Source organism: Gynuella sunshinyii YC6258 (genome assembly GCF_000940805.1).
Taxonomy (GTDB): Bacteria; Pseudomonadota; Gammaproteobacteria; order Pseudomonadales; family Natronospirillaceae; genus Gynuella; species Gynuella sunshinyii.
The window spans coordinates 2,636,248-2,648,984 of the sequence record NZ_CP007142.1 but is presented as its reverse complement, the minus strand read 5'-3'; the positions used below and the strand labels follow the sequence as shown (position 1 = coordinate 2,648,984).

Here is a 12,737-nt window from a genome sequence, read left to right as displayed (position 1 = left end):
CGTTAAGTGCATAGTTTTTTTATCGCGCCCACGACATCTGGTACAGGTCTGACTTCAGTCTGTCTGGGTCTGGTTCGCGCCCTTGATCGTTTAGGTGTCAGAGTTGCCTTTTGCAAACCGATTGCCCAGGTATTTGGTAAGGATATCGGGCCGGAACGCTCCACCCATTTAATTCGTGAAACTGTGGGACTGCAACCCGCAACCCCATTAGGTCTCACTTATGCCCAACAACAAATGGCGTTGGGTCATGAAGATCAACTGATGGAAGAAATCATCAGTATCTACCAACAGTCAGCCCAGGACGCTGATGTAGTGGTTGTGGAAGGGTTGGTTCCTCTGGTCAACGAAGACTATATTGCCCGGCTAAATTCCGTCATTGCCAAAACACTTAACAGTGACATTATTCTGGTGGCAGCCAAAAACCAATACTCATCAGCCCAACTGAATGATCGGATCAAAATGACCGCCAGTCTGTTTGGTGGCCTGACTAACCCGAAACTGCTCGGATGTATTCTTAACAAAGTCGGCGCACCACCAGTGGATCATCAGCAGGTACAGGCCCGGGATGAGGAAGAAAACATTGAGGTGCGGGAATACACCCTGGATGACGTGAAACGCAAGTTACCGGTATTTGATAACCCAACATTTCGCTGCCTGGGCATCATACACTGGAATCCCATTCTCGTTGCCCCCAGAACTTTTGACATCGCCAGTCATCTTGGTGCCAGAATTATTTCTGAAGGCAACTATCGCGAACGCCGGGTAAATTCGATCACTCTGGCAGCGCGTACCGTGCCAAACATGATACACACCTTGAAAGCCGGAACTCTGTTGGTAACCCCTGGTGATCGTGAGGATATTTTCATCGCATCGTCACTGTCTGTACTGAATGGTGTGCCGTTGGCTGGTGTTCTGTTTACTGGGGATCTGGTACCCGACAGCCGTATTTTTGATTTGTGCCAAAGTGCTATCAATACTGGCCTGCCGATCATGCTCACCAGTACCAATACCTTTGTCACAGCCCAACTGCTTAATGAAATGAGTACAGAAGTACCGGCCGACGATGTCACCCGGATGGAAGCAGTTATGGATGCAGTGGCCCAGTCACTGGAAACTGAATGGCTGGCTGAACGTGGAAAACTGCCTCATGAAGTACGATTGTCGCCACCGGCTTTCCGCCATTTACTGGTAAAACGTGCCAACCACGCGCACAAGCGCATTGTCCTGCCTGAAGGTGAAGAGCCAAGAACGATCCAGGCGGCCTGTATTTCTGCCAGCAAGGGTATTGCCCGGTGTGTACTGCTAGGTCGGGAACAGGAAATTCAACGTCTTGCCGGCAGTCAGGGCTATGAAATCCCCGATGGGGTGGAAATCATCGATCCGGAGAGTATCCGCAGCCATTATGTTGCCCCACTGGTAGAACTACGTAAGGCCAAAGGGATGACAGAAGCGATGGCTGAAAGCCTGCTGGAAGATGCCGTGGTATTAGGCACGATGATGTTGGCACAGAATAAAGTGGATGGTCTGGTCAGTGGAGCGGTTCATACTACCGCGAATACCATTCGTCCGGCCCTGCAGCTGATCAAAACCAAGCCCGATGCCGCGTTGGTTTCATCGATCTTCTTCATGTTGCTGCCTGACCAGGTACTTGTCTACGGCGATTGCGCGGTCAATCCTGACCCAACCGCAGAACAGCTGGCAGACATTGCGATCCAATCTGGGGATTCCGCCAAAGCATTTGGTATTGAACCGCGCATCGCGATGATCAGTTACTCCACGGGTGGATCAGGTTCCGGTACCGATGTCGAAAAAGTGCGTGAAGCCACTCGTCTTGCCAAAGAAAAACGGCCTGATCTGATTATCGACGGGCCACTTCAGTACGATGCTGCAGCAATCTCCAGTGTGGCGAAATCAAAAGCACCGGACAGCCCGGTCGCCGGAAAAGCCACAGTATTTGTATTCCCGGATCTGAATACCGGCAACACAACCTATAAAGCAGTGCAGCGAAGTGCCAACGTTGTCAGTATTGGTCCGATGCTGCAGGGTTTGAAAAAACCGGTAAACGACCTCAGCCGGGGTGCATTGGTTGAGGACATTGTCTACACCATCGCGCTGACGGCCATCCAGGCTGATCAGTTCGCCCTCGAATAACAGCACCTCCAGGCCCAAACCGAATGGTTCGGGCCTCTTCACCCCAATCAGGTTCCAATTGCCGACCTAAGAATCACGGCTGCTTTTAGCTGATTTTTACCATACTGCATCATTTTGTTCAGGTTGAGTCTGGAGATTGGCACAAAAGAATTATCGAAGCTGTCCTGGTCGTCATCGATATCCGGATCATTCACAAAAGCATATTCATCATTCATGGCAACCAACCAGATCCAGTGAGGTGCTTTATTGCGATTCAAACGATACGTACTGATCAGCAATAAAATCCGGCCACCATCACGCAATGTTTCTTCAATTTTGTCGAGGTTGGCCGGAAAAGGCTGTGGAACAATCCCCTGTTGCTGACAGCGGCGATCAAAGTCCTCAGCCACCAATGTCATCACCTCTCTCTTATGTGCGTCCCGCACAGAATTTAAAAATGGCACCTCCGTTGACGAAAGCCACAATTCCACGTCGAAACCTCGACTTTTTGCTGCCAGCGCCAGCCCCTGTGGGGAGGTGCCGCCATGGCCGGTCGTCAGGTACACAGTCGTTGACTCCCGCCATATGTTTAACTCTTCAATAGTGCTGATGGTCACTGTTGGTTTCAGGCTGTGCATGGCCATCAGAAGAGAAGCCGGACCACAGGTAAATGGAGTACTTTGAGGGTAATAACAAACGTTATCCGGCACTTTGACAATAGGCTGAAGCCGCTTCTCCATTTTCAAACCATCGGTGCCATCCTCGTAGTAATGGCTCAAATCAGCGACTTTTTTATAACCACGTTTTTGATACAGACGAATGGCCGCTTCATTATCCACCTTAACTTCAAGACGCAACACCAGACTGGTTCGTGCAAGCACTCTCTGTTCGATGTGATCCAGCAGAAGCGAAGCAATTCCGTTCCCCCGGTTATCGGGATGAACCGCAATGGAATACAACCTGGCCAAACCAGTTCCGCGATGAAACATCACTAATGCATATGCGGTCACAGGCTTGCCAACCACCCATAACTCACTCTTATCATTGTGGAGAAAATAACGAAATCGCCTCGCATTCAGACGATCACTGTCAAACACCATATTTTCCAGCCTGACCAGACTGGCAATGTCGCTGACGGCAGCGGCACGGATAGCATCCATATAAGTTCCAAAACAGAAATATCAGCCAATAAATTATAAGCCTGGCATTTGCTCCAGTTCAGTAATAATTATTTCCTTTTTTAAAAAATAACCGATAATTTCCAAACTGACCGCTGTCGTAGAGTACACCATGAACGTACTGACTGATTTCAATCAGATCGTCAAAGAACTATCTGAAAAACTCAATTCATTGCAGAGCCCGATTCGCATTCTCGACTCTATCAATTGGCCGGCCAATATCCGGCAGGAGTTCCTGAAGCAGGAAGGCAAAGTGTTGCCAGAAATCAACAAAGATACCTACTTGAGCAAAAACCTGGGCTATGACCCCCAGCAGCTGCAACATGATTTCTTTACCCTGGAAACTGAAATTTCCAAAAAGCTTGGACAACTCAATCCAGCCGGTGCGTTGCTCATCAAAATGTGTCGTGAGTTCAGAATTGTTTTAAGGATGATTGAGGCGCGCGGAACTCCAGCTTTTCATGCCTTGTCCACCGAGCTGTACGGAGGTGCTCATGATGTCTTTCATCCGGGTGAACCATCTTTGGCGGAACTGGGTATCATGCTGGAAAAAGTACTGGAAGGTATGCGTCACGACTTCCTGCCACAGGACGAAAAAAACCTCACTGCTGAAGAAGCCGTTGTCATACTGGCAGACAAACTTAACACCAGTATGAAAGGTATTCCGGTTAAAGTAGTGATTAGCGATGGTATCGTTTCTGACGCCGCAGCTGGCAGTGATACCATCAAAATAAACAAAGATGCCATGTTCTCTATGAGAGAGCTGGAAATTCTCGAAGTACACGAAGGTTGGATTCATTTGGGTACGACGTTTAACGGTCTCAGCCAACCTTATTTAAAAGCACTTGCCAAGGGAACACCTTCAGCCACCGTTACTCAGGAAGGCCTGGCAGTATTAACCGAAATTATCACATTGCATTCTACCCCCGAACGTCTGAGCAAACTGGTCAGCCGCATCCGAGCCGCCACAATGGCCACTGACGGGGCCGATTTTGTCGAGATTTATCGTTATTTTACCGACAAAGGTATCCCCGCTCCGGATGCTTTCACTATTACCAGCAGAGCGTTTCGCGGTTCCGTTCCTACCGGTCTGCCGTTCACCAAAGATATCTCTTATATCAAGGGGTTTGTGCTGGTCTACAATCTGATTAGAGTGGCAATACAGTTGGGCAGAATAGATCGATTACCTATTCTGATGTGCGGAAAGATCAATCTCGACGACTTTAAAAGCTACACTGAACTGCTGGACAACGGGACCATCATGGCTCCTTCGTTTATTCCACCCCATTTTTCAGACTTCAGAGGTCTGGCTGCATGGCTGAGTTTCGGTAAATTCATTGGCAATCTGTCATTTGAAAAACTGGAGCAGGACTATGCTCATCTGTTTTAACTGAAAGGCATACTTATGAAATCACTATTGATCCTGGTGGATCAACTGTCTGACTGGACACCGTTTTATCAAGACAGGCACGTTACCGAAATCAACGATTATCTGGCAGCACCGATACCGGATATTGGTTATGTTATTAACCTGTGCCGGGACTTCAGCTATCAGAGTAGCGGCTATTACGGTTCATTATTGGCCGAGGCCCGAGGTGAACTGCCGTTCCCATCGGTACGATCCATCACAGAATTTCATAATTATGAAAAAGGCAACGTACTGGAGCGAAAGTTCGGAAAGTTACTTGAACACCACGCTAACGATCATCAGTTTGAACTGGAAATATTTTTCGGTAAGAGCGCCGTTAAAGAATTGAATGCACTCACCCGACATTTGTTTGAACGCTTTCGTTTTCCGGCACTCAGAACTCATTTTAAACGACTGAGCAAAAACATCTGGTCACTGGAAAATGTCTCTATCATTTCTATAGACCAGTTGGACGATCACCAGCAAACACTGTTTGCCGATGCTCTTGATATTTTCAGTCGTAAAGTGTGGCGTAAAAGCAGTTCCCGTAAATATCAGTATGATCTGGCGATTCTGGTCAATCCTGACGAGCTACTGCCACCTTCGAACCAAGGAGCTTTAAAACTGTTTGAAAAAGCAGCCAAGGAGACGGGTTTGGATGTCGATTTCATTACCACCCGGGATGCGGATCGAATCCCTCAGTACGATGCGTTGTTTATTCGCCAAACCACATCGGTCACACACGATACCTATCGTTGCGCCCAGATTGCAGAAAGAAACAATCTGGTGGTCATTGATTCTCCTTCAGCGATCCTGACCTGTGCCAATAAAGTGTACCTCCATGAGGTACTAACCAGAAACAAAGTCCCCACCCCCAAATCACTGTTATTGATGAAACATCGTTTACCTGATGTAGACAAGATTATCGAGCAGATTGGTTTGCCGGCTATTGTGAAAATTCCGGATGGTGCCTTTTCCATTGGTGTTGAAAAAGCCAGAACAGCCGAAGAGCTACAAACCAAAATGGCCCTGATGCTGGAGTCCTCCGCGATTATTTTGATACAGGAGTTTGTCCCCACTGACTTTGACTGGCGTATCGGCGTGCTGAACGAGCAGGCTTTTTTTGCCTGCCGTTACTTTATGGCCAAAGGCCATTGGCAAATATACAACCACGGGGCCCGTAAAGCCTATGATCAATCCGGTCTTGCCGATGCCTTTTCCATTGATCAGGTTCCTAAGAAAGTCATTCAGACTGCCGTAAAAGCCGCCAGATGTATGGGCGATGGTTTATTTGGTGTGGACATCAAACAATCTGGAAATCGGGTCATGGTCATTGAGGTCAATGACAATCCGAGCATAGATAAAGGCGTTGAAGACCAACATCTCGGATACAAAATGTATCAGACAATCATGGGAGATTTTTATCGTCGCCTGGAACTGGCAAATGGTCGTTCAGACAAATAATCATTCCAGGGAAAGAAACGAACACACTTTGTTCCAGCCCTTCCGTGATCAGGCTGAAATGCAGCATAAGTAACTACATGCAGAGTGAACCAGGACGCGCTGATTTCAAATGCTTTGATTGAAGAACAGTCGACCTGGTTTACTTAGGCCGACTGGATAAATCCTATGAACCTTATGCTGCAAGCGGGTCTGGTGCTAAAAATTTGATAGCCAATAGTCCCAACGTATAGAGAACCACACCCCATTCCACTTGCTTACTCAGTTAATGATCAACAGATCTTGTCAATGCATCAGATTTAAATGGTTTGAATAAAATCAACAACTGCGGAAGCAGAGTCAGCGACCCTACCAGAGCGACGAACATCGCCAGTGCCGTCAGAAATCCAAAGTAAATCGTCGGCCTGAAACTCGACAGAACAAGAATGGAAAAACCAATGATAATGGAAAGACTGGTATAGAACATCGCCCGCCCAATCGTTGAGTGACTACGCTTCAAGGTGGCCATGTAATTATGGTCCAGTAGGAATTCTTCTCTGAATCTGACGATATAGTGGATAGTGTTGTCCACCGCCATGCCGATAGTAATCGAGGCAATAGTGATGGTCATAATGTCGAGAGGAATCGACGCCCACCCCATAATACCCAACACAAAAGTCGCCGCCAGAAGATTTGGAGCCATGGCAATCAACGATAATTTCAATGAACGGAACAATACCAGGAACATGCACATAATAGCCACGAATACCAGACCGAGAGTTTTTATCTGACTGCTGAACAGGCTCTGCAACATATTATTGTAAAGTACCATCAGACCAGAGAGATGAACCCGCTCAGGCGCTATGCCCAGTTTTTCGCTTATATCCTGCTTGATTTGTTTCAACAGCTGATTGCGGTTCAACTCTTTTTTACTGTCAATGACACGCAGGCTAAAACGTGCCTGCCCATGTTCGACAGACACGTAAGGATCAATGACCAGTCTTCTAAACTCTTTGGGAATCACAGAATACAGTAGTGCCAACTGAACATCTGTCATCGGTTTGTTGTTGTTAAATGACTCCGCAATTTCAATCATCGTCGCCAAAGACAAGACTTTGCCGATGTCAGGATTACTGTCGAGATAACTGTGCACTTGTTTGATGACAGCAATTTTATCAGCAGTAAACCAGTATTTTTCCGGATCTTTATCGCCACCAAAATCCGATTCAAAATCTGAAACATCATCCATTGAACCAAAAAAGTCTTCATCGACAAATCCATCATTATCACCGTTGTTCTGATCGGACTTGGTTGCGGCTTTATTTGGTACAATTTCAGTACCGGGGAAATCAATCAACACATCCAAAGGTGTTGTGCCTCCCAAACGCTGATCGATCACACTTAAGCCCTGATAAACCTCGGTATCTTCAGCAAAGTAATCAATAAAGGAGTTTTCCACCACCAGTCTGGAAACGCCGATCACAGTCATTCCTGCCGCAAAAACACTGACCACCAGCACTTTGGTCCCATGACGAATGGTCAGGTTGGCAAACCACTGGCTGAACGGAACATTGCTCGCATCTTTTGCTTCACTCTCATCTTTACCAACCAACATCATCATTGCAGGCAGGAACGTAAAAGCCACCAAAAATGCCACCAGAATACCGACGGTCATCATTAAACCAAAGTTAATGACGGGCCTGATTCCACTGACGATCAATGAGATAAACGCCACGCCAGTTGTTAGCGCCATGTAGAGACAGGGAATAAAGATCTGACGAACCGTCGCGCTGACAATTGCCCGCTGCTCCCATTCAGGATGTCGTTTTAACAGCTCACGATAACGGACGATCAAATGAATCGTCATCGACAGAGTCAGAATTAACAGTAACGAAATAAAGTTCGACGAAATGACGGTAACCTGCCAGTGCATAGACCCCAGCATTCCCATCATAATGATAACCACATCGGCACATGCCGCCATGGGTACAATGACCCAATGAATACGGCGAAAAATCATTCCCAGGGTTATGATGAGCAGGACCAGTACACCGAGACCAAAAACCATCAGATCAGATCGAACATAGCTGACGATATCATCAGCAAGCAAAGGCACCCCACCAATATGCAACTCAGCGTGGTCCTTGTACTTCTCCATAATGGCCCGGATCTGATCAATCTGTTGGCTGAGTTTTTTCGTAAGTAACTTGTTGCGTTCCTTGATCAGGATGTTCAGCTGATTCAATTGCCGGATATCTTCACCGGTCAATTCAGAATCAGATTTTTTATCCAACAGTTTTTGGCGAGTGTCCTGCAAATTACTTAACACCTCATCCACTGGGAAGTTGATCTGCAGTGCGGTGGTGTTGTAATCCAGGTTGAGCAGCAGGTTGACGTAGAGAGGGGAGTTGGCGAGTTCCTGCTTGGCCATTTCAATATTCGTTTCCGGATCTTCAAGAGACTTGATATTTGATACCAATTGATCCAGCGGTACGGGCGGGTTGGACAACAGCGGTACATCCATCACGGTGACGATAGACTGAATTCCATCAATTTTTCGTAATTCGTCACGTAGTTTTGTCAGCTCTGCGAGGGACTCAGGAGAAAATAAAGCCGACTGCGGAGTGTACGTCATAAACATGAAACTGCTGGCACCATAGCGCTCAGAAATCTCACGGAAATAGCGATAGTCAGGATCACCTTCCAGGACCAACGTATCCGCCGATGCATCGAGTTCAAAATTACGGGCGCTATACCCCATAAATGCTGTTACTACGGCAAGCAAAACCAACATCCAGATGGCATTGTCCAAAACAATACCGTCATATTTTTCCTGTATCCAGCGCAACATGAGTAAGTCTGTCCTTTTAATTTTTCTGGTTTGAATCAGTAAAACCCAGGGCGATATGCAGTTATGGGAGGCAAACCGAGATTCTACATGGAGTCACCGTTAGTCAGCACCGGTGAGCTATCGACATCAGCGTTTGATAATATAACGAAAGCTGATCAGACCGATAAAATAATTTCCATTGTCTCTTTCTCTTTACGCTCCATTTAATCAGGATTCAAGGTCAGTCAACCTCCCTGAATGATGCTTTAAAAGCATCGGTAAATATTTCACAATACAGTGCCTAATTTCCGGAGAAACCGTTGTAATGACACTTTCATCTTGGTTAACGATTACCACAATCTGTATTTTGGGAGCGATGTCGCCTGGTCCCAGTCTGGCGGTCGTGATCAAAAACACTTTATCAGGTGGGCGCAAAAACGGCATAAAGACGGCAATTGGTCATGGACTGGGCATTGGTATCTACGCCTTCATATCAATGAGCAGTCTTGCAATCATCATCACCGCTTCAACTTTGTTATTTAATACTTTACAGGTCGCTGGAGCCCTGTTTTTACTATGGTTGGGCATTAAAAGCCTGGGAATCATCAAAAGTGCCCAAACTGAAGGTGGTCACAGCGCTGTTACGGAGTCTGTCAATCAGGGGTTCAGAAATGGCTTCTTCATTGCTTTTTTTAATCCCAAGGTTGCACTGTTCTTTATTGCACTCTTCAGCCAGTTTATTTCCGCCGACAGTCTTCTCAGCGAAAAATTCATATACGCCTTTACCGCCGCAGCCATCGACACATTCTGGTACCTTCTGATCGCCAGCCTGTTTTCAAATTCCCGTCTGCTGAACAGCCTGAAACAAATGTCAATCTGGTTGGACCGTGTTTTCGGTGTACTGCTGATCAGCCTGGGATTGCGGCTACTATGGGAAGTACTGAGTCATGGCGAGATTTGATCAGTCAAACGACTGATCGCGCCATACTTCCGGTAAGGCTGCGATAAGATCGCCTGCCTGCATGCTTTCTGGATAAAACCTCAGAGCGGCGAACTCGCCACTGCGGCCATGTATCCATACCGCTTCGCTGACAACATCAATATCAAAGCGTCCGGTTCTGGCCAGCCAACCACCGATCATGCCGGCCAGCACATCACCTGATCCGGCCTTGGCCATCCCCGCATCACCTGATCCATTGATCACACTTCTCTGACCATCACAAGTAATCGAACCCAGCCCCTTAAGCACACAAATGCCGCCATATTTTTTCTGAATCACGCTTGCCCAATGAACCCTGTCAGTCTGGATTTCCGACACACTGACGCCCAGCAATCGGGCAGCCTCTCCATCATGAGGGGTCAGAACCCAATAATCATATTCCCGCGGTTGTTGTGCCAGCCAGAACAGACCATCTGCATCCAATACGACAGGCAACCGTCGTTGCTGCGCCTGTGACACCAACTTTTCCAGGTAACGGGTCGCAAACTCATTCCTCCCCATGCCAGTACCGGCCACAACGACGGTCGTTTTTTCCACCAGGCTATCGGCTTCATCCCAGCCTCTGGCCATGATAGCGGGATTACGGGTTAACAGCGCAGACAGGTGCTGGGTATCCGTTGAGGCCATTACCCAACCGGCTCCCATATAGGCAGCGGCTTCCGCTGCCAGAATCAGAGCCCCTCCCATACCATTACTCCCACCAACAACACTTACACAGCCGAAAAGACCTTTATGGCTTGCCAGATCACGACGGTACTGGCTCAAACGAATCCCCTGGCGATATTCCATAGCGCTTTGACTGGATGAAACGTCAACATCCAGGGAAGCCAGGTGCAGGTCTCCGCAATATGCCCTGGCCTTTCCGCTAAGCAACCCAGGCTTGTAAGCAATAAAACTTAACGTTGCAGTTGCCTGAACGGTATGTTGGCTGAAACTGCCCTGATCCGCATCGACGCCAGTTGGTACATCCAACGACAACACCGGACTGTGACTGTTATTGATAAAGTTAATGAATGGAACGTATTTGGGCCTGACCTCTCCGTGTAACCCCGTACCGAGTAACGCATCAACAATCAGATCATACTGCTGCGATGCATCCGGAAAGAACATCTCGGTAACTCCCCCGCTTTTCAAATACTCACCTTTAGCACGTTCTGCATCCCCTCCCTGACGAGATTCACCAGCACTGATCAGCGTTACCATAAACCCAGCCTGCCTGAGCAACATGGCCAGAATATAACCATCGCCGCCATTATTACCCGTTCCGGCCACCACACAAAATCGGGAGAATTCCGGCCACTGTTGTCGAATCAATTGAAAAGCCGCATCGCCGGCCCGTTGCATCAACACATAGGTTGACTGTCCTGATTTCTGCGCCCACTGCTGCTCAATCGCTTTTACTGCCGAAGATAACAATACCTTACTTAACATACAGACATTACCTGTTCTCACCGTTCAATCACCATCCCCAAAACCCAGCATCCAGGCCAAAACCAAAAGCATCTCAATCACTTCCCTGCACACAGTAACAACCGGTATCATCCAAACACGATATCGGTTTTCCTGGAATACAAACATGCAGGTCATACATCATACAATCCCAAACAGTTCGATCGGTACATACAGAGAACTGATTGAATATCAATTCAACACAGCCCCATCAGCTCCTGTGGTATTTATACAGGCCGGACTTCACGCCGATGAATGGCCAGGAATACTGACCATACAACATTTAATACCTCTACTTGAACAGCTGGAAGCTGACAACAAATTAATCGCCAACTTCCGAATTCTGCCCTACGCCAACCCTATCGGTCTCGACCAGCATTTTTATGGCTACACTCTTGGCCGGTTAAACAGAGAGAATGGACAGAATTTTAACCGAGGTTTTCAGCTGAATCTGGAATCTCTGGTAGAAACCGTCAAACCTCAGTTATCCAATGATAGAAACCAAAACAAAGAGCGAATCCGAGCCGCCATTCTGCAACAGGTTTCCGACCTTCCAGAAGTAACCGAACTGCAGTGTCTGCATAAGTTGATACTGTCAATTTCCCTGCAGGCAGACTATGTCCTGGATTTGCATTGCGACAAAAAAGCTCTGGGACACATATATTGCTCGGATCACCTGCAGGAAACAGGAAAACAGTTGGCAAGCTGCCTGAACTTTCCTGTCGTCATCCTAGAGGATGTCTTGGAGCAGAATGCGTTTGATGGCGTACATATCCAACCTTGGATATGGCTGCAAAAGCAATTCACTGAATACGACATCCCACTTGCCTGCTTCTCCACCACTGTGGAATTGCGTGGAAAAGCTGATGTCAATGACACCCTCGCAGACATGGATTCTCAAAACCTGATTCAGTTCCTGATCAATCAGGAACTGATTGCAGGCAACAAGCAATCCCGCGATATTCAACTGCATATTTCCAGACTCGAGCAAATAGACGCGGTCACCAATGCGTCTCCGGGTTTTATAAATTATACCTGCCAGCTAGGTAATACTGTTCAAAAAGGCGACAAGATCGCTGAAATTATTCTGATAGGCAAAGATAAAGCTAATCAACGCACACCAGTAGTGGCCGGAACCTCGGGTCTGTTATTTGGTATTCATGACCTGGCTCTGGTTAGAAAAGGAGAGGTTGTTGCAATGATTGCCGGAACGGAAACTGTTAGAGAAGCAAAACAGATCAGCGACTAGTTACGATATGAAAACAAAAAGGGCAGCCTGTTAAGCTGCCCTTTTTATTGAAT

General features: G+C 47.3%; 8 protein-coding genes. 5 read left to right on the top strand and 3 right to left on the bottom strand.

Going from position 1 to position 12,737, the window contains the following annotated elements; genetic code table 11:
- The first annotated feature begins 6 nt into the window (after window positions 1-6).
- Window positions 7-2,151, top strand: a complete 2,145-nt coding sequence (pta, locus tag YC6258_RS11625; protein WP_044617141.1) for a phosphate acetyltransferase — start codon at window positions 7-9, stop codon at window positions 2,149-2,151.
- Window positions 2,152-2,198: 47 nt separating this feature from the next.
- Here pta and YC6258_RS11620 read toward each other — a convergent pair whose 3' ends face one another.
- A complete protein-coding gene (locus YC6258_RS11620; RefSeq protein WP_044617140.1) occupies window positions 2,199-3,290 on the bottom strand; it encodes a GNAT family N-acetyltransferase/peptidase C39 family protein in 1,092 nt (363 codons plus the stop codon).
- A 130-nt stretch (window positions 3,291-3,420) separates the two neighbouring features.
- Between YC6258_RS11620 and YC6258_RS11615 the strand changes: the two genes are divergently transcribed.
- Entirely contained in the window at window positions 3,421-4,698 is a 1,278-nt protein-coding gene (locus tag YC6258_RS11615) for a peptidase MATCAP family protein (RefSeq protein ID WP_044617139.1), read from the top strand.
- Window positions 4,699-4,713: 15 nt separating this feature from the next.
- A complete protein-coding gene (locus YC6258_RS11610; RefSeq protein WP_044617138.1) occupies window positions 4,714-6,180 on the top strand; it encodes a RimK family protein in 1,467 nt (488 codons plus the stop codon).
- A 262-nt stretch (window positions 6,181-6,442) separates the two neighbouring features.
- On the opposite strand, the gene YC6258_RS11605 is transcribed toward YC6258_RS11610, so the two are convergent.
- The gene (locus tag YC6258_RS11605; RefSeq protein ID WP_044617137.1) at window positions 6,443-9,007 is read right to left on the bottom strand and encodes an efflux RND transporter permease subunit; all 2,565 of its coding nucleotides are present in this window, start codon (window positions 9,005-9,007) and stop codon (window positions 6,443-6,445) included.
- Between the two features lie 304 nt (window positions 9,008-9,311).
- Here YC6258_RS11605 and YC6258_RS11600 point away from each other — a divergent pair, with 304 nt between their 5' ends.
- Window positions 9,312-9,947 (top strand): LysE family translocator, encoded by a 636-nt coding sequence (locus YC6258_RS11600; protein ID WP_044617136.1) that lies wholly within the window; start codon window positions 9,312-9,314, stop codon window positions 9,945-9,947.
- On the opposite strand, the gene YC6258_RS11595 is transcribed toward YC6258_RS11600, so the two are convergent.
- Entirely contained in the window at window positions 9,948-11,417 is a 1,470-nt protein-coding gene (locus YC6258_RS11595) for an NAD(P)H-hydrate dehydratase (RefSeq protein WP_052830227.1), read from the bottom strand.
- Window positions 11,418-11,562: 145 nt separating this feature from the next.
- On the opposite strand from YC6258_RS11595, the gene YC6258_RS11590 reads away from it, so the two are divergent.
- On the top strand, window positions 11,563-12,684 hold the full coding sequence (locus YC6258_RS11590; protein WP_044617135.1) for a succinylglutamate desuccinylase/aspartoacylase family protein: 1,122 nt from the start codon (window positions 11,563-11,565) through the stop codon (window positions 12,682-12,684).
- The last annotated feature ends 53 nt before the right edge of the window (window positions 12,685-12,737 follow it).

What these genes read in the sequence shown, in the direction of transcription:
- YC6258_RS11590 (WP_044617135.1), top strand. Translation starts at nt 11,563, where the DNA reads ATGCAGGTCATACATCATACAATCCCAAACAGTTCGATCGGTACATAC.
- YC6258_RS11620 (WP_044617140.1), bottom strand. Translation starts at nt 3,290, where the DNA reads ATGGATGCTATCCGTGCCGCTGCCGTCAGCGACATTGCCAGTCTGGTC.
- YC6258_RS11595 (WP_052830227.1), bottom strand. Translation starts at nt 11,417, where the DNA reads ATGTTAAGTAAGGTATTGTTATCTTCGGCAGTAAAAGCGATTGAGCAG.
- YC6258_RS11615 (WP_044617139.1), top strand. Translation starts at nt 3,421, where the DNA reads ATGAACGTACTGACTGATTTCAATCAGATCGTCAAAGAACTATCTGAA.
- YC6258_RS11610 (WP_044617138.1), top strand. Translation starts at nt 4,714, where the DNA reads ATGAAATCACTATTGATCCTGGTGGATCAACTGTCTGACTGGACACCG.
- YC6258_RS11605 (WP_044617137.1), bottom strand. Translation starts at nt 9,007, where the DNA reads ATGTTGCGCTGGATACAGGAAAAATATGACGGTATTGTTTTGGACAAT.
- YC6258_RS11600 (WP_044617136.1), top strand. Translation starts at nt 9,312, where the DNA reads ATGACACTTTCATCTTGGTTAACGATTACCACAATCTGTATTTTGGGA.